Here is a 16,717-nt window from a genome sequence, read left to right as displayed (position 1 = left end):
ATATCGACCCGGCCGCCACCGACTTTAACGCCAAAGGCCAAAACCCCCGCAATCCAGGGGGGTGGGCCTGCAAATTGACCGAATTTCACAAGAAGATCTCCACCTGGCGGGCCCCGACGGGCTCCCCACAGACCACGCGGCCACCTTCAAGCCGGATCTTGGCGCATTGCCCCTCGTCACCCGCCGTGAGCGCCGTGCCTTCGGAGCCGACCAAAAATCCGGGGCCCTTGACTGTCAAACGCACAGGATCACCGGCGGCGAACCAGCGGCGGGCCTTCACATCCTCCTGACGCAGGCTTTGGCCGGCTGACAGCTGGCGCACCACGGTGCGACCCACCACGTCTTGCGCGCGCAGCACCGCGGGCGAGGCATGCGAAGCCAGATCGACTTCCGCCATGCGCAAGTCTTCCATCGCCAAGGGCGTGCCCGGGCGCACCGTGCCCACGGCCACCAACGCCTGTCCCCAGACCTTCACGGACACGGGCCAGTAAACATTCCAACGCACCGCGCCCTGCTCGCAACGCAAACCGACGCGGGTGTTGCCCCACAGGCGCATGCCAGCCGGCACATAGGCCTTGACCTTGTCGCAAGGCGCCAGCTTGAGGCGTGGGTCCAGTTGGCCCAGAACAACTTCGACGCGCCAAGGCGCGCCGCTCTTTGAAGTGTCGGCCTGGGGCAAAGCCTGGTCGTGTAACAAGCTCTGCACATACGCCTGCAGCACACCCGACTCGCCAACCGGCGACGCCTGCGCGTGGGCCGAAGGTGACAACAGCACCGCGCCCCCGCACAAGAGCAACCACACCAGGGCGCTCAGCAAGGCCGCCCAAATTTGAAATGGCTCGAAACCCAGGTCATGCAGCAGGCCCGGCGCAGGGGCCGAGGGGCTGGTCGATGAGGGGGTATTGGGGTTCGTGTCCATGCCTGCCACTGTACGAAGCCCCGCAGCGCGGAGAAGTCTGAAATGAGGCCCGAAAGGCCGCTTATTCCGGCTCATGTTTCGGCCCCAGACGTTCACCATCCCCTACAAGCTGCGCCAAATCCCGTTGTTCTTGGCAAAGCGCTCACAGGCCGGAGGGCTTGCCATGCTGAACAGATTGACCGACACCCTTAACTTCCAGGCTGATGCCCTGGCGCTGCGCTCGGAGCGCCAGCGCCTGATCGCCAGCAACATCGCGAACGCCGACACCCCGGGCTACCAGGCACGGGACTTCGACTTCGCCAGCGCCTTGCGCAACGCCACGGGGCAGGCCTCGTCGGGCGCCTCATCGCTGTCGCCGGCCAAGCTGCAACTGGCCACGGCCAGTGCCGGCCACCTGGGTCGCGGCGGTGCCCCCGCCGGCAGCAAGGAAGCCACCGACATGAACTACGCCACACCCGCCCAGACCAACCTGGACAGCAACACCGTCGACATGGACCGCGAGCGTGCCACCTTCGCCGACAACACGGTTCGTTATGAAGCCACCTTGCGCTTCATCAACAGCCAGGTCAAGACGCTCAACACGGCCATCACCGGCCAGTGACCCAGGAGTAATCAGCCATGTCGATGTTCAGCATTTTCAACGTCTCGGGCAGCGCGGTCAGCGCGCAAGCCCAGCGGCTCAACGTGGTGGCCTCCAACCTGGCCAACGCCGACACGGTGGCCGGCCCCGACCGCTCACCCTACAAGGCCCGCCAGGTGGTGTTCACCACCACGCCCATGGGCAACGAGGTGGGCACGGCCGGTGTCACGGTGAGCAACATCACCGAAGACAACACCCCCGGCCGCCGTGTGCTTGACCCCAAGCACCCGCAAGCCGATGCCGATGGCTACGTGACCTACAGCAACGTGAACGCGGTGGAAGAGATGGTCAACATGATCTCGGCCTCGCGCTCGTACCAGAACAACATCGAAGTGATGAACACCGCCAAGAGCCTGCTGATGAAGACGCTGCAGCTCGGTCAAGGCACCTGATTTACCTAAGGACATGACATGAGCACCGTATCTTCAACCGGCAATTCCGTTCTCGACAAGATCAACGGCACCAAGGCCGCTGCCAGCGACAAGACGACCGAGGCCTCGGACCGTTTCCTGAAGCTGCTGGTCACGCAGATGCAGAACCAGGACCCCCTGAACCCAATGGACAACGCGCAGGTCACCAGCCAGATGGCCCAGATCAGCACGGTGACCGGCATCGAAAAACTCAACACCACCATGGGCGGTGTGACCGATGGCTTCAGCCAGATGCAGGTGCTGCAAGGCGCCAGCCTGGTGGGCCATCAGGTGCTGATCGAGGGCAACCAGCTGGTCGCTGGCACCGTCAAGGCCGAGGACGGCACCACCAGCACCGTGGCCGCAGGCGCCTTCGACCTGAGCGGCAGCGCGGCCACCGTCAACATCGATGTGATCAACGCCGCAGGCAAGGTGGTCGACACCATCAGCCAGGGCTCGCAGACGGCCGGCCTGCACAGCTTCCAGTGGACGGTGCCCAGCACCATGTCCAGCGAAGGGCTGACCTTCAAGGTGTCGGCCAAGAACGGCAGCACCGCGGTCAGCAACACCAGTTTGATGAACGACCAGGTCGATGCCATCAGCAACAGCAACGGTACCTTGAACCTGGAGCTGCGCAACAGCGGCACCACGGCCTACAACAAGATCAAAGTCGTCGTTTAATTTTTCAAAGCAGTACCCCGAAAGGACAACACCATGGGCTTCCAACAAGGTCTCTCCGGTCTGAATGTATCGGCTCGCAATCTGGAGGTGATTGGCAACAACGTGGCCAACACCAGCACCTATGGTGCCAAGGCCTCGCGGGCCGAGTTCTCTGACATGTACGCGGCGGCACTGAATGGCTCCGGCACCAGCGCAGTCGGCATTGGCGCCACCGTGGCGGCCGTGGCCCAGCAATTCACGCAGGGCAACATCAGCACCACCGACAACCCCATGGACCTGGCCATCAACGGCAATGGTTTTTTCCAGGTGCAAGACGGTCGCAACCAGACTTTGTTCACCCGCAACGGCCAGTTCAAGATCGACCGCGACGGCTTCATCGTCAACAACGCGCAGCACAAGCTGCTGGGCTACCAGGCCGACCTGACGGGCAACATCACCAACACCAGTGACCTGGTGCCCATCCAGCTGACCACGGGCGGCATTGCCCCCAAGCAGACGGACAAGACCGCGATCGAAATGAACTTCAAGTCCACCGACTCGATCAAGAGCGTTGGCATCGATTTCACCGACAACACCACCTACAACTTCACGACGTCGCAGACCATGTACGACGTGAAGGGCCAATCGGTGGGCATGGCCTACTACTTCCAGAAGGTGGGCGACAACACCTGGGACATGTACGTGACGGCCAACGGCACGTCCATCCAGACCGACGGTGCCGGCGCACCAGCCAAGGCCGCCACACTGACCTTCCCGACCTCGGGCGGCACGCCAACCGATCTGTCCAATGGCAGCCCGGTCCCCGGCGACCCTGGCACGATCACGACCTACGATGCCAGCGGCAACCCAGTGGCCACCTCGTCGACCGGCAGTTTCACGCTGCCCGACATCCCCAAAGTCAACGTCACCAATGCCAGCGCGGTGCCGCCCATCGCGCAGACCGAAATCATCAGTGGCGTCACCATGGACCTGTCCAAGTCCACGGAGTACGGGGGCAACTTCTCGGTGACCAACTTGTCGCAAACCGGCTATGCACCGGGTGACCTGTCCAGCATCGCGGTGGACAGCTCGGGCGTGATCCTGGCGCGTTATTCCAATGGCCAATCCAAACCTGCAGGCCAATTGGTGACCGCCAGCTTCCGCAACCCGCAAGGCCTGCAACCGCAAGGCAGCAACGAATGGTCCGCCACCTACGCCTCCAACGCCCCCGTCACCGGCGCGCCAGGCACGGGCAACCTGGGCTTGCTGCAATCGGGCGCGCTGGAAGAATCCAACGTGGACCTGACCGGCGAGCTGGTCAACATGATGGTGGCGCAGCGCATGTACCAGGCCAACGCGCAGACCATCAAGACCGAAGACCAGGTTCTGCAGACCCTGGTGAACCTGCGTTGATGCACCGCCCCGCCAGCAGTAACCGGAGCACATCATGGATCGGATGATTTATGTCGGCATGGCCGGCGCCAAGATGGACATGCAGCGCCAGGATGTGCTGGCCAACAACCTGGCCAACATCAGCACCACCGGCTTTCGGGCCGAGCTGCAAGCCATTCGTGCCGTGCCGGTGCGCGGCGATGGTGCCACTACGCGCGTCTACTCACTCGAGACCACGGTGGGCTACGACGACTCGCAAGGCCCCATCACGACCACGGGGCGCCCGCTGGACGTGGCCCTGCAAGGCAAATCCATGCTGGCCGTGAGCGCGCTGGACGGCACCGAGGCCTACACGCGCTTCGGGTCGCTGACGGTGAACAACGAAGGCGTGCTGATGACCCAGAGCGGCCTGCCCGTGCTGGGCGACGGCGGCCCCATCACCATCCCGCAGAACGCCCAGGCCAGCATCGCGCCCGATGGCACGGTCAGCGCCAAAGAGGCCAGCGGCAAGATCACCGGGATCGGCAAGCTCAAGCTGGTCACCCCGGAAACCAAGCTGACGCGGGGCGAGGATGGCCTGTTCCGCGACGCGGACGGGGCCGAACTGCCAGTCGATGCCAACGCCCGCGTGCAAGACGGGGCCCTGGAGGGCTCGAACGTCAACCCCATCGAGACCATGATCAGCATGATCGCGGCCGCCCGCCAGTTCGAAGCTCAAATGAAGTTGATCCAGACCTCCGAGAGCAATGAAAAAGCGGCATCCCAATTGTTGTCGGGCAACGCCTGATCTGTTTACCTGGCTTGACGCCTGAGGAGTAGCACCATGATGCGATCACTGTGGATCTCGAAATCGGGGATGGAAGCCCAGCAAACCCAGCTGGACCACATCTCTCACAACCTGGCCAACAGCGGCACCAATGGCTACAAGCGTTCGCACGCGGTGTTTGAAGACCTGATGTACCAGAACCTGCGCCAAAGCGGGGCCAACAGCTCGGAGCAGACGCAACTGCCCACCGGCCTGCAAGTGGGGCTGGGCGTGCGCCCGGTGGCCACCTCGCGCCAGTTCTCGCAAGGCAGCCTGCAGCAGACCACCAACTACCTGGACGTGGCCATCAAGGGCAACGGTTTCTTCCCCGTCACCATGCCGGACGGCACCACGGGCTACACCCGCGATGGCTCCTTCCAGCTGGACAACCAAGGCCAGCTGGTCACCAACAACGGCTACCAGATCCAGCCCGGCATCACGGTGCCTGCCAACGCCACCTCGGTGACCATCGCCCCGGATGGCACGGTCACCGCGGCCATCTCGGGCCAGAACACCGCGCAGACCCTGGGCCAGATCCAGCTGACCAATTTCATCAACCCAGCCGGCCTGGAGCCACGTGGCGAGAACCTCTACACCGAGACACCCGCCTCCGGCACGCCACAGACCGCCAACCCCGGCACCGACAGCACGGGCACACTGGCCCAAGGCTTCGTGGAAACCTCCAACGTCAACGTGGTGGAAGAACTCGTCACGATGATCCAGACCCAACGCGCCTACGAACTCAACTCCAAGGCCATTCAGACTTCGGACCAGATGCTGCAACGTCTGGCGCAACTGTGATGAACACCCTCCGCCGCCGCGCCAGCCTGGCGCTCATCGCCGCCGCCTGCAGTCTGCTGGGCGCCTGCTCTGTTCTGCCCACCACCGCCAAGGTCGATGTGCTGGAGCCCACCCAGGCTCGCCCGGCCGTCCCGGTGGTGCCCGAGATTGCCAACGGCTCACTGTTCCAGAGCGCCGGCTACCGGCCCTTGTTCGAAACCCACCGCGCCCGCCTGGTTGGCGACATCGTGAACGTCACCATCGTCGAGAAGATCGCGGCCAAGCAGGAGTCGACCAGCAGCATCGAGAAGACGGGCGACGCCTCGGCGTCGGTGTCGGCCGTGCCCCTCCTGAGGGCCGAGCAACTGGCCAAATTGCGCCTGAGCGCAAGCGGCACCTCGTCCAACACCTTTGATGGCAAAGGCACGACCGAGAGCTCCCACAACTTCGTGGGCACCATCACGGCCACGGTGATCGAGGTGCTGCCCAACGGCCACCTGGTCATCTCGGGCGAGAAGCAGATCGGCGTGAACAAAAACGTGGAATTGTTGCGTTTTTCGGGCCAGATTGACCCCACGACCATCCAGCCGGGCAACACCGTGGCCTCCACCCAGGTGGCCAATGTGCGCATCGAACAAAGAGGCCGCGGCGCCCAGGCCGACGCCCAGGGAATAGGCTGGCTTGCACACTTCTTTTTGAGCATTCTGCCGATCTAAAGAACTCCAAAATGAGGCCGAACCTTCCCGGAATCTGGCCTCATGAATACTTCAGAACGACTCCTCAAACTGCTGATTGGCCTGGCCTTCCTGGCCGCCTCCGCAGCCGTGTGGTGGCCCGTTGAGGCCCAAGCGGCCCGGCTGAAAGAGATCGCCAGCGTTCAAGGCGTGCGCGCCAACCAGTTGATGGGCTACGGCCTGGTGGTGGGCCTGGACGGCACCGGCGACCAGACCACCCAGACCCCCTTCACGGCCCAAAGCCTGAACTCCATGCTCCAGCAGATGGGCATCACCGTGCCCGCTGGCGTGGCCATGCAGGTCAAGAACGTGGCCGCCGTGCTGGTCACCGCCACCCTGCCCCCCTTTGCCCAACCCGGGCAGGCCATTGACGTCAATGTGTCTTCGCTGGGCAATGCCAAGTCACTGCGCGGCGGCACGCTGGTCACCACCCCCTTGAAAGGCGCCGACGGCCAGATCTACGGCCTGGCCCAAGGCAACCTGATCATCGCCGGTGCTGGCGCCTCGCAAGGCGGTGCCAAGGTCCAGGTCAACCACCTCAGCGCCGGCCGCATCCCCAACGGCGCCACGGTGGAACGCAGCGTGCCCACGCCCTGGTTGCAAAGCAGCGTGGTCCAGCTGGACGTGCAGGCCGACGACTTCAACACCGCCCGAGACATCGCAGACACCATCAACAAGGCCAAAGGGGCTGGCACCGCCGAGGCCATCAACGGCCGCACCGTCAGCGTGAAGCTGCCCGCCCAGTCCGGCGAGCGCGTGGCCTTCATGGCCGACATCGAGAACCTGTCCATCGACCGCGCCACGCCGTCCGCCCGCATCGTCATCAACGCCCGCACCGGCTCGGTGGTGGTGAATCAGGCCGTGACCATTGGCCCCTGCGCCATCGCCCACGGCAACCTGTCGGTCACCATCAGCTCCACCCCGGTCGTCAGCCAGCCCAATGCCCTGTCGCAAGGCCAGACGGTCGTCAGCGAAAAGGCCGACATCAAGATCAACCAGGAACCCGGCGCGCTGATCCAGCTGCCGGCTGGTACCAAATTGACCGATGTGGTCAAGGCGCTCAACACCCTGGGCGCCAACCCGCAGGACCTGCTGGCCATCCTGCAAGCCATGAAGGCGGCCGGCGCGCTCCAAGCGGAGCTGGAGGTCATCTGATGAGCCTGACACCTTTTCCCTCATCCTCCGGCAACAGCCTGAGCCTGGACACGCGCTCGCTCGACAAGCTGAAATACGCTTCCGGCACCGACCAAAAAAGCGCGATCAAGGACACCGCCAAGCAGCTGGAAAGCCTGTTCATGCAGGAGCTCATGAAAAGCATGCGCTCCACCACCATGAACAGCGGCATGCTTGAAAACTCGGGCACCGAGATGGGCACCAACATGCTGGACAGCCAGCGCGCCCAGCAGATGAGCGGCCTGCCGGGCGGCCTGAGCGACATGATCATCAAGCAGCTTCAACGCCAGCTGGGCGGCACCGACGCCTCGGCCGACACGTCCACCAGCCCATTCAAAGGCCTGGGCGACCTGTCGATGAACAAGTTGACCATGCCCGCCAGCCCCAGCGCGACGGCCGCCACGGCCGCCATCGCCCCTGCTTCGGCCGCGGGCAGCGCCTCGGCCGCCAGCACGCGCAAGCTGAGCAATTCCGAGCAGTTCGTCCGCGAGCACCAGGCCGCCGCCAAGGCCGCCGAAGCCGCCACGGGCATCCCCGCCAACCACATCCTGGGCCAGGCCGCGCTGGAATCCGGCTGGGGCAAGCACCAGCCCAAGATGGCCGATGGCACCACCAGCCACAACCTGTTCGGCATCAAGGCCAACTCCAGCTGGACCGGCAAGGTGGCCGAGGTCACCACCACCGAATACATTGGTGGTGTGGCCCGCAAGGTCACGGCCAAATTCCGTGCTTATGACTCCTACGAAGACGCCTTCAAGGACCATGCCCAGCTTCTGAGCAAGAGCCCACGCTACAGTCAAACCGTGGCTCAGGCCGACACCGCGCAAGGCTTTGCAAAAGGCCTGCAGAAGGCCGGCTACGCCACGGACCCTGCTTACGCCGACAAGCTCACCAAGGTCATCAACACCACGCTGCGCCTGCAACGTTCGGTGACGTGATCGACTGACGGAGAAGTACCACCATGGGTTCAGGACTGCTCACACTCGGCACACGGGCCATGTTCGCCAACCAGGCGAAGCTGGACACGATCGCCCACAACATCAGCAATGCCAGCACCGAAGGCTATTCGCGCCAGGAAGTGCAATTGTCGACCGAAGGCGGGCGCTACACGGGTGCGGGCTTCTATGGCCGCGGCGTCAAGATCGACACGGTGACCCGCGCCTCCGACTCTCTGCTGGCCCGCGATTACAACAACAACCTGTCCGTCGCCTCGGGCGACCAGATGCGGCTGGACAAGCTCACCCAATTGGAGAAAGTCCTGTCCACCGGCGAGTCCGGCATTGGTTTTGCCGCGGGCCAAATGCTGAACGCCTTTGTCGATGTGGCCAACCAGCCGCAAGACCTGTCCGCCCGCCAAGTGGTTTTGTCCAAGGCCTCTGAACTGGCCAGCCGCCTTAGCAACGCGGGCGTCCAGCTGAACGACCTGCAGAGCGGCACCTTGTCCGACATCAAGACGACCGTGACCGAGATCAACTCTCTGGCCGCGCGCATCGCCGACATGAACCAGAAGATCGCCTCGGTCACCGGCCAGGGCCACGAGCCCAACGACCTGATGGACCAGCGCGACCTGCTGGTCAAGAACCTGTCCGAGAAGGTCCAGGTGTCCACCGTGCCGGCCGACGATGGCTCGATCAGCGTGTTCATCGGGGGTGGCCAGCAACTGGTGCTCAGCAACCAGGCCTCCACGCTGGGCGTGCAAGCCGACCAATACGACGCCACCCAAGGCCGCATCACCATTGGCTCGGGCAACAACCAGCACACCCTGGACGAAAGCCTGCTCACCGGCGGCACGCTGGCCGGCCTGCTGAAAGTTCAGAACGACGATATCCCCGCTGCCCGCAACCTGCTGGGACAGATGGCCTCGGCCTTGAGCTGGCGCGTCAACCAGCAGCAGTCTTTCGGCCTGGACCTGGGCACGCCCGCTGCGGCCGGCGCTGCCATTTTTGACGTGGGCTCGCCCCAGGTCCTGCCGTCCAAAAAGAACACCTCGTCCACGACCAACCCGCCCGTCACCATGACGGTGGTCGATGCCCGTGAACTGCAAGCCAGCGATTACAGCCTGTTCGAAGACCCCACCACGCCGGGCAGCTACCGGCTGACCCGCCTGAGCGACAACACCGTCACCTCGGTGGCCGATGGCGACGTGGTCGACGGATTCCGCATCAACATCGACGCGGCGACCATCGCCAGTGGCGACAAGTTCATGCTGCGCCCCGTCGGCAACGCCGCTTTGAACATGAAGCGGGTGCTGGACAAGCCCACGGGCATCGCCGCGGCATCTCCGGTGAATGGCACCGTGGGCACCGCCAACACCGGCACAGCCACCGTCGCCTCACTGCGCATCACCGCCACACCGACCACGCCTTACGACGCGGTCACCGTGGCCTTCACTGGCGCCTCCGGCTCGGGTCAGGATTATGAAATCCGCGACTCCGGCGGCGCTGTGCTGGCCTCGGGCACCTGGACACCCGGATCACCCATCGAGTACAACGGCTTCGAGTTGAACCTCAACGGCGTGCCCAAGAATGGCGACACCATCGGCGTGGCCCCCACCCTGTACCCCTCCTCCAACAATGGCAATGCCCTGTCCCTGCTGGCGTTGCGCGATGAAGACATCGTGGGCCGGGTGAATCAGGGTGCCGGTGGCACCGCCCCCGGCGCCACCATCACCAATGCTTACTCGCAGGTCATTGGCAGCATTGGCGTGCGGGTGCAAGATGCCAAGACATCGGCCACCATTTCAGCCACACTGGCATCCAATTCGCAAGAATTGTTGACCAACAAGACCGGCGTCAACCTCGACGAGGAAGCTGCCCGGCTCATCCAGTTCCAGCAGGGCTACCAGGCCGCGGCCAAGATCCTGCAAGTGGCGCAGTCGGTGTTCGACACGCTGCTCAGCATCAGCCGATAAGGAGTCTCGTCATGCGCATCAGCACTGCCTACAGCTTCGACTCGTCGATCGACAACCTGCAAAAGCGCCAGACCGAAATGTCGCAATCGCAGATGCAGCTGACCTCGGGCAAGAAGGTCAACGTGGCCAGCGACGACCCCATCGCCGCCGCGCGCGCCGAGCGGGCCCTGGCCAGCATCTCGCGCGAAGACGCCAACCAGCGCTCGCTGGACGCCAGCCGCAACGTCATGCAATTGAGCGAATCGGCGATCGGCGATGCCGTCAGCCTGCTGCAAACCGCCCGCGAATCCATGATCGCGGCCGGCAACGGCAGCTACTCCGACAAGGAACGCCAGGCCCTGGCCCTCAAGCTCAAGGACATCCGCGCGCAGATGCTCACCATCGCCAACCGCTCAGACGGCAGCAACGGCTTCGTGTTTGGTGGGCAGGGCTCGGCCACCCCCCCCTTCCTGGACACCACCACAGGCGTGCAGTTCGTGGGCCAAGGCGGCCAGGTGCAGGCCGCGGCTGGTGAAACCCTGAACCTCACCGTCGATGGCGATCAGACCTGGCTGAAGGCTAAAACAGGCAACGGCGTCTACAAGACCAACCCGGTCAGCACCAACACGGGCGCGGGCTGGATCACCGCCGGCTCGGTCACCTCCCCCAGCGCCTTGCCCTACCCGGCCGATCCCAGCATCACACCGCCGCAGTACGCCGTCAACTTCACGGTCAACGCGGGCATGACCACCTACAGCGTCACCAAGGACGGCGGTGGCACCACCTTGACGGACGTGCCCTACGTCAGCGGCAAGGCCATCGTGATCGACGGCATGTCGTTCGCGGTGAGTGGCCAGCCTGCCGATACCGACAGCTTCACCATTGACCAGGCCACCAACGACCTGAGCGTGTTCGACGCCCTGGACTCGGCCATCAACTCGCTCACCACCAGCAACCTGGGCAGCGGCCAGGTCATGCAGGCGGTGAACCAGGGCCTGAGCAACCTGGACAGCATCCTCAGCAACGTCAGCGCCGCACGCTCGGCGGTCGGCGAAAGCCTGAACCGCATGGACAGCATCGAAGGCCGCATCACGGCCTCCAAGTTGGCCGCCGAAACCGAGCGATCCAATGCCGAAGACCTGGACATGGTCTCGGCCATCTCCAAATTCCAGAACCAGCAGACTGGTTATGAAGCCGCCTTGAAAAGTTATGCGATGGTGCAAAAATTATCGCTGTTCCAATACATCAATGGCTGACCCACAAGGGACTCACTGCCCATGACTGACCACCCCATTCTTGGCCAGATCGCCCTGGCTTATTGCCCGGTCATCGACCGCAACCGCAGCGTCACCGCCACGCGCTTGACGGTGTTCCCCCTCAACCAGAGCGCCGGCCTCGACTCCGCCTCGCTGCTGTCGGCGGTGGGCGAAGCCTGGCCGGTGGGTGGCCCCCAGATCTGGTTGAACGTTCTGAGCGAAGGCCTGCTGCACGATCTGATCGCCGCGCAACCGGCCACGCACATCCTGGTGGAGATCCCCTCCTTCATGGCCTGCGAGCCCGAGAGCGTTGCCCCCATTTGCACGCTGCACGCCAACGGCAACCTCTTGCTGCTCAAAGGCCGCCCCTTGCGTGAACTGCCGCGCGAAGTGCTGCCTTGCTTCAAGTACTCCATCATCGATTACGACGATGACCGCCGCATCGATCCTCACACCGGCGTCAGCAACAGCAGCCCTGAAGGCGTGATCCGCACCATCGGGCATGTGCAGTCCGGCATCCGCACGGTCGAGGCGATGGAAAACGCCTTCCGCCGTGGTGCCACCGCCGTGCTGGGCTGGCCCATCGACGATGCCATCGAGGTTTCCACCCGCCCCACCGACCAGCCCGCGCTGCAAGTCATCGTGCTGCTCATCGACCAGGTCCACAAGCAGGCCGACATCGAAGACCTGGAAAAAACACTCAAACGCGATCCGCCGCTGGCCTACAAGCTGATGCGCTTCATCAACTCGCCCGCCTTTGGTCTATCGGTCGAGATCAGCTCCTTCCGCCACGCCATCATGATCCTGGGCTACCAGCGCCTCAAGCGTTGGCTGGCGCTGCTGCTGGCCACCGCCAGCAAGGATCCCAACATGCGCCCGGTGATGTTCGCCGCGGTGCGCCGGGGCCTCTTGATGGAAGAACTCTCGCGCGGCAGCGGCGACAACGAGCTGAGCAACGAGCTGTTCATCTGCGGGGTGTTCTCGCTGCTGGACCGCATGTTCCGCCAGCCTTTCAGCGAACTGCTCAAAACCATCCCGGTGCCCGAGCGGGTTTACCAGGTGCTGGTTGACGGCGCCGGCCCCTACGCGCCCTACCTCAATGTGGTCAAGGCCATGGAGGGCCAAACCCTGGCCGAAATCCGCGAAGCGGCCGATGGCCTGATGATGAGCTTTGGCGACATCAACAGCGCCATGCTGCGTGCCATGAGTGCGGGCTCGCAGCTCGACTGACACAATGGGGGATGAGCTCCTCGGACACCCCTTACGCCAACCTCACCCCTGACGCGGTCCTGCACGCCCTGCAAGCCATGGGCGTTTTCAGCGACGGCCGCCTGCTGCAACTCAACTCTTACGAAAACCGCGTCTTCCAGATCGGACTGGAAGATGCCGGCTACGTCATCGCCAAGTTCTACCGCGCGGGCCGCTGGACCGATGCCCAGATCCTGGAAGAGCACGCCTTCGCGCAAGAGTTGCTGGACGCCGAGGTGCCCGCCGTGGCGCCCTTGCCCCTGATCGCCGACCTGGAAGTCGACCCCACCGTGCGCTGCCTGGGTCAGCCCGCCACCTTGGGCTTGCTGGGCGACATCCGCCTGGCCGTGACGCCCCGCAAGGGCGGCCGCTCGCCCGAGCTGGAAGACCCCGCCGTGCTGGAGCGCCTGGGCCGCTTCCTGGCCCGCCTGCACACCGTGGGCGCCGCCAAGAAGTTCAAGCACCGCACCACCTTGAGCGTGGAGACCACCGGCCGCGCCGCGCGCGACTGGCTGGTCCAGCACAAGGTGGTCACCGACGACCAGCGCGCGGTGTGGCTGTCGGTCGCTGACCAGGCGCTCGACCTGGCCCAGGCCGCCTTCGACCGCATCGACGGACTGCGTTTGCGCCGCCTGCATGGCGACTGCCACGTGGGCAACGTGCTGTGGACGCCCGAAGGCCCGCACTTTGTCGACCTGGACGACGCCTGCATGGGCCCCGCCGTGCAAGACCTGTGGATGTTGCTCAGCGGCGACCACCAGGAGCGCCAGCAACAACTGCATTCACTGCTGTCGGGCTATGAGTCCTTCGCCGATTTTGACTGGCGCGAACTGACGCTGATCGAGCCGCTGCGCACCCTGCGCATCATCCACCACAGTGCTTGGCTGGCCCGGCGCTGGGCCGATCCGGCCTTCCCCGCGGCATTTGCCTGGTTTGGCACCTCGGCCTACTGGAGCGAGCAATCGCAATTGTTGCGCCAGCAAATCGAGCTCATGCAAGACAGCCAGCAAGGCCGCCCCATGGCAGATGAAGAGGACTGGTGAAAGCTCCGGTTCAACTGGCCAGGACCGTGCGGTTGCGGCCAGCACGTTTGGCACGGTAAAGCGCCTGGTCCGCACGCTCGATGGTGTCGGCCACTTCCTCGTCGAAGCGCTGCTCCGCCAATCCGGCCGAGAAGCGGATGTGCAAGTCGGGGTGAGCCGGACACATCAGCTTGCTGTTGATCACGTCTCGCACCCGCTCCATCATCGCATCGGCCTGGCCCACCCTGCACTCGGTCAGCATCAGCAAAAACTCCTCACCGCCCCAGCGTGCGATCACGTCCGACTCGCGGAGCTCACGTTGCACGGTGTGGGCAAAGTTTCGCAGCACTTCGTCGCCCGCGCCATGCCCGTGCGTGTCGTTGACGCGCTTGAAGTGGTCGATGTCCAGGATGCCGATGCAAAACACCCTTCCCCCCCGGTCGCTGAACTTCTTCTGCAACGCCAGGGTCTCCGCCATGTGCCGGCGGTTGAACAGGCCGGTCAATTCATCGCGCGTGGCCAGGGTCTGGATGCGCTCCACCGCGATGGCCAGCTCGTCCTTGCGCGCCCGCAGGCGTGACCGCAGGTCGCTGAGCTGCCCGGCCAACAAAGAGATCGTGGGCAAGGTGGTGCAGGCAAACAGAAAGTGGATCAATTCCTGGCGCACCGGGTATCGGCCTGGCTCAAGGGTGTTCATGGCCAGCATGGTCAAGCCCTGCGCCACCAAGGCAAAGAAGGCCGCCAGCCTGGCTTGTGAGGCGGTCAAGTTGAACAGCCCGAAAACCAGCGCCAGCGCCAGCAACATCAAGCTCGCGCCACGCGACTCTCCCAAGATGGCATACGCCCCCACCACGCAGGTGATGGCCACCATGATCTGGGGCAAGGTCAAGGATGGGTCGGCAAAACGCAGGTTGAACCCGCTGCGCAGCAAGACGTAGAACAGCAGGCAACTGCCCATCATGTAGGCACCCAGAACCCAACCAGCAGTCTCGTTCACCGCCCCCACGCTGACCGAGTAAGCCAGCACCACCGTGCAGATCACGAAGTTCACCGCCGCCACCGTGTAGCGCTGGATGCGCAGGCGCTGCTTGGGATCGCGGGAGAACACCAGGTGCATCAGGAACTGCAGAAAACCGGTGGTTTCCTCTTCATCGTTGCGGGTGAACTGCGACAAGGTCACGCCGATCACGGCCAGAAGCATGAAGCGCAGCAACTCTTGTGCGACGTCATACGTGTGAGGGTGTGCATAAAGCAACCACACCATGGCCGAGCCCATGGCCACGATCGCATAAGCACTGAGCATCCTGACCTGCAAAGGCCGCAGGTAGCGAAACCCATAGAGCAGCAAGGGGGCCAGGGTCAAGAGCATCAGGTCGCGCGCTGCCCCACCCATGGTGTACACCCAAGCCGCGTACGAGATCGCCATCACCATCTGCGGCATGGTCAGTGATGCGTCCCGAAAGCGCAGATTCATGTTGCTGCGCAGCATGGCGTAGAAGGTCAGCATGGTCAGGCCGATCGCCCCGCTGATGGCCAACACCGGTCTTGTCGGCAAATAGCCATGAGCAGCCACCCAGTTCATCAACAGGCACACCAGCAGGTAGACCAGCCCACCCCCCAGGCAGCGCAAAATGCGCACGCGCTGCTTCCAGTTGTCGCCGAGCAGCCAGACGCCCCAAGTGCCCGTGTTGATCCTGGCGTGATCAGAATCGGGGCGGGCAGAAGGCTGCATGGCCATGGATGATGAGGTCGTGTCCATTCAGTTGATTTCGTCACGTGAACGCCGCACTTGAGCGCCCCTGTCACAAACTAGCCCTTAGCATCGGTGCATTGCACTCACCTGGCCTGCCTCACCATGATCAACGGACTCCTCACCAGCCTTGCCATCCGGCCCGACCCCAGCGAGGCCAATCCCCTGGTGATTTACCACGACAAATGCGCTGACGGTTTTGCCGCGGCCCTGGCCGCGTGGCTGTTCTTTGAAGGCCGCGGCGAGTACCTGGGGGTGGCGCACGGCAAGGTTCAGCAAGTGTCTGATTTGCCAGCGCTGGAAGGCCGCCCGGTCTACATCCTGGATTTTTCGTTCTCGGCCGAAATCCTGCAGGGCATCGACGATGTCGCCTCCAAGCTGGTCATGCTCGACCACCACAAAAGCGCGGCCGACAAATTGGGCACGTTCAAGTGCCGCTGTGGCATCGTGCATTTCGACATGACGCAGTCAGGCGCCAAGCTGGCATGGCAGTTCTTCCAGCGCGAGCAGGCCATCCCCGATTTGGTCCGCTTCGTGGAAGACCGTGACATCTGGACCTGGCAATACCCCGAGAGCGCCGCCTTCCTGGCAGCGCTTGACATGGAGCCCTTCGAGTTTCCGCGCTGGGCGGAGATCGCGGCATTCACGCCCGAGCAAAACGCCGCTTTCCGCGAACGCGGCGGCGCCATGAACGAGAAGTTCATGAGCCTGTGCCACGACATCGCCCGCAACGCCATGCCGATCAGCTTCAATGGTGAAAGCGGCCTGATGGTCAACTGCCCCGGTGCTTTCAGCAGCGAGGTGGGCGACCTGCTGGCCACCCAATGCGGCACTTACGCCCTGCTGTGGAACTTCAGCAAGGACGGCATCGTCAAGGTCAGTCTGCGCTCTGTGCGCCCCTACAACGTCATCCCGCTGGCCGAATCCATGGGCGGTGGCGGACACGCGCAGGCTTGTGGTTTCAAGATGGGCGTGGAGCGGCTGCCGGAATTGTTGACCGGCTCCTTTCAGAGCCAGCCTTGAGGCCCCACCGGTGGC

16 protein-coding genes are annotated in these 16,717 nt (G+C 63.8%); 14 read left to right on the top strand and 2 right to left on the bottom strand.

The genetic code is table 11. The annotated features are described in order from the left end of the window. Positions 1-85: 85 nt before the first annotated feature. Complete coding sequence (gene flgA / locus LQ232_RS04775; protein WP_230179221.1) at positions 86-919, bottom strand: flagellar basal body P-ring formation chaperone FlgA; 834 nt, start codon at positions 917-919, stop codon at positions 86-88. A gap of 163 nt (positions 920-1,082) precedes the next feature. On the opposite strand from flgA, the gene flgB reads away from it, so the two are divergent. The 13 genes from flgB to LQ232_RS04710 are packed head-to-tail and all read left to right on the top strand — an operon-like array spanning position 1,083 to position 13,950. Then, complete coding sequence (gene flgB / locus LQ232_RS04770) at positions 1,083-1,520, top strand: flagellar basal body rod protein FlgB (protein ID WP_230179220.1); 438 nt, start codon at positions 1,083-1,085, stop codon at positions 1,518-1,520. 17 nt (positions 1,521-1,537) lie between these two features. Next, the gene (gene flgC / locus LQ232_RS04765; protein ID WP_230179219.1) at positions 1,538-1,951 is read left to right on the top strand and encodes a flagellar basal body rod protein FlgC; all 414 of its coding nucleotides are present in this window, start codon (positions 1,538-1,540) and stop codon (positions 1,949-1,951) included. Positions 1,952-1,969: 18 nt separating this feature from the next. Beyond that, entirely contained in the window at positions 1,970-2,650 is a 681-nt protein-coding gene (locus LQ232_RS04760) for a flagellar hook assembly protein FlgD (RefSeq protein WP_230179218.1), read from the top strand. A gap of 33 nt (positions 2,651-2,683) precedes the next feature. Beyond that, positions 2,684-4,042 carry a flagellar hook protein FlgE gene (gene flgE, locus LQ232_RS04755; RefSeq protein ID WP_230179217.1) on the top strand — a complete coding sequence of 453 codons (1,359 nt, stop codon included), beginning with the start codon at positions 2,684-2,686 and terminating at the stop codon, positions 4,040-4,042. Between the two features lie 34 nt (positions 4,043-4,076). Further along, positions 4,077-4,808 carry a flagellar basal-body rod protein FlgF gene (gene flgF, locus LQ232_RS04750; RefSeq protein ID WP_230179216.1) on the top strand — a complete coding sequence of 244 codons (732 nt, stop codon included), beginning with the start codon at positions 4,077-4,079 and terminating at the stop codon, positions 4,806-4,808. A gap of 36 nt (positions 4,809-4,844) precedes the next feature. Next, positions 4,845-5,627, top strand: a complete 783-nt coding sequence (flgG, locus tag LQ232_RS04745) for a flagellar basal-body rod protein FlgG (RefSeq protein WP_230179215.1) — start codon at positions 4,845-4,847, stop codon at positions 5,625-5,627. After that, positions 5,627-6,322, top strand: a complete 696-nt coding sequence (locus tag LQ232_RS04740; protein WP_230179214.1) for a flagellar basal body L-ring protein FlgH — start codon at positions 5,627-5,629, stop codon at positions 6,320-6,322. The genes flgG and LQ232_RS04740 overlap by 1 nt, the downstream gene beginning before the upstream one ends. A gap of 42 nt (positions 6,323-6,364) precedes the next feature. After that, entirely contained in the window at positions 6,365-7,495 is a 1,131-nt protein-coding gene (locus LQ232_RS04735) for a flagellar basal body P-ring protein FlgI (protein WP_230179213.1), read from the top strand. Beyond that, a complete protein-coding gene (flgJ, locus tag LQ232_RS04730) occupies positions 7,495-8,451 on the top strand; it encodes a flagellar assembly peptidoglycan hydrolase FlgJ (protein ID WP_230179212.1) in 957 nt (318 codons plus the stop codon). The genes LQ232_RS04735 and flgJ overlap by 1 nt, the downstream gene beginning before the upstream one ends. 23 nt (positions 8,452-8,474) lie before the next feature. Beyond that, positions 8,475-10,424, top strand: coding sequence for a flagellar hook-associated protein FlgK (gene flgK, locus LQ232_RS04725; protein WP_230179211.1), 1,950 nt, complete (start codon positions 8,475-8,477; stop codon positions 10,422-10,424). A gap of 11 nt (positions 10,425-10,435) precedes the next feature. Next, the gene (gene flgL, locus LQ232_RS04720) at positions 10,436-11,659 is read left to right on the top strand and encodes a flagellar hook-associated protein FlgL (protein ID WP_230179210.1); all 1,224 of its coding nucleotides are present in this window, start codon (positions 10,436-10,438) and stop codon (positions 11,657-11,659) included. Between the two features lie 21 nt (positions 11,660-11,680). Further along, positions 11,681-12,889, top strand: a complete 1,209-nt coding sequence (locus LQ232_RS04715; RefSeq protein ID WP_230179209.1) for an EAL and HDOD domain-containing protein — start codon at positions 11,681-11,683, stop codon at positions 12,887-12,889. Between the two features lie 11 nt (positions 12,890-12,900). Next, positions 12,901-13,950, top strand: coding sequence for a serine/threonine protein kinase (locus LQ232_RS04710; RefSeq protein WP_230179208.1), 1,050 nt, complete (start codon positions 12,901-12,903; stop codon positions 13,948-13,950). A 10-nt stretch (positions 13,951-13,960) separates the two neighbouring features. Here LQ232_RS04710 and LQ232_RS04705 read toward each other — a convergent pair whose 3' ends face one another. Further along, a complete protein-coding gene (locus LQ232_RS04705; protein ID WP_230179207.1) occupies positions 13,961-15,688 on the bottom strand; it encodes a diguanylate cyclase in 1,728 nt (575 codons plus the stop codon). 96 nt (positions 15,689-15,784) lie between these two features. Here LQ232_RS04705 and LQ232_RS04700 point away from each other — a divergent pair, with 96 nt between their 5' ends. Next, the gene (locus tag LQ232_RS04700) at positions 15,785-16,702 is read left to right on the top strand and encodes a DHH family phosphoesterase (RefSeq protein ID WP_230179206.1); all 918 of its coding nucleotides are present in this window, start codon (positions 15,785-15,787) and stop codon (positions 16,700-16,702) included. The last annotated feature ends 15 nt before the right edge of the window (positions 16,703-16,717 follow it).

The sequence above is a fragment of the Aquabacterium sp. CECT 9606 genome (genome assembly GCF_918741295.1).
Taxonomy (GTDB): domain Bacteria; phylum Pseudomonadota; class Gammaproteobacteria; order Burkholderiales; family Burkholderiaceae_C; genus Aquabacterium.
Note: the sequence above shows the minus strand (reverse complement) of the source record. Positions and strands in the feature narration are given on the sequence as shown.

Excerpts from the sequence above, each read along its gene's own strand:
- LQ232_RS04715 (WP_230179209.1), top strand. The coding sequence starts at position 11,681 with ATGACTGACCACCCCATTCTTGGCCAGATCGCCCTGGCTTATTGCCCG.
- LQ232_RS04710 (WP_230179208.1), top strand. The coding sequence starts at position 12,901 with ATGAGCTCCTCGGACACCCCTTACGCCAACCTCACCCCTGACGCGGTC.
- flgB (WP_230179220.1), top strand. The coding sequence starts at position 1,083 with ATGCTGAACAGATTGACCGACACCCTTAACTTCCAGGCTGATGCCCTG.
- LQ232_RS04705 (WP_230179207.1), bottom strand. The coding sequence starts at position 15,688 with ATGGACACGACCTCATCATCCATGGCCATGCAGCCTTCTGCCCGCCCC.
- LQ232_RS04700 (WP_230179206.1), top strand. The coding sequence starts at position 15,785 with ATGATCAACGGACTCCTCACCAGCCTTGCCATCCGGCCCGACCCCAGC.
- flgC (WP_230179219.1), top strand. The coding sequence starts at position 1,538 with ATGTCGATGTTCAGCATTTTCAACGTCTCGGGCAGCGCGGTCAGCGCG.
- LQ232_RS04740 (WP_230179214.1), top strand. The coding sequence starts at position 5,627 with ATGAACACCCTCCGCCGCCGCGCCAGCCTGGCGCTCATCGCCGCCGCC.
- flgJ (WP_230179212.1), top strand. The coding sequence starts at position 7,495 with ATGAGCCTGACACCTTTTCCCTCATCCTCCGGCAACAGCCTGAGCCTG.
- flgL (WP_230179210.1), top strand. The coding sequence starts at position 10,436 with ATGCGCATCAGCACTGCCTACAGCTTCGACTCGTCGATCGACAACCTG.
- LQ232_RS04735 (WP_230179213.1), top strand. The coding sequence starts at position 6,365 with ATGAATACTTCAGAACGACTCCTCAAACTGCTGATTGGCCTGGCCTTC.
- flgG (WP_230179215.1), top strand. The coding sequence starts at position 4,845 with ATGATGCGATCACTGTGGATCTCGAAATCGGGGATGGAAGCCCAGCAA.
- flgE (WP_230179217.1), top strand. The coding sequence starts at position 2,684 with ATGGGCTTCCAACAAGGTCTCTCCGGTCTGAATGTATCGGCTCGCAAT.
- flgK (WP_230179211.1), top strand. The coding sequence starts at position 8,475 with ATGGGTTCAGGACTGCTCACACTCGGCACACGGGCCATGTTCGCCAAC.
- LQ232_RS04760 (WP_230179218.1), top strand. The coding sequence starts at position 1,970 with ATGAGCACCGTATCTTCAACCGGCAATTCCGTTCTCGACAAGATCAAC.
- flgA (WP_230179221.1), bottom strand. The coding sequence starts at position 919 with ATGGACACGAACCCCAATACCCCCTCATCGACCAGCCCCTCGGCCCCT.
- flgF (WP_230179216.1), top strand. The coding sequence starts at position 4,077 with ATGGATCGGATGATTTATGTCGGCATGGCCGGCGCCAAGATGGACATG.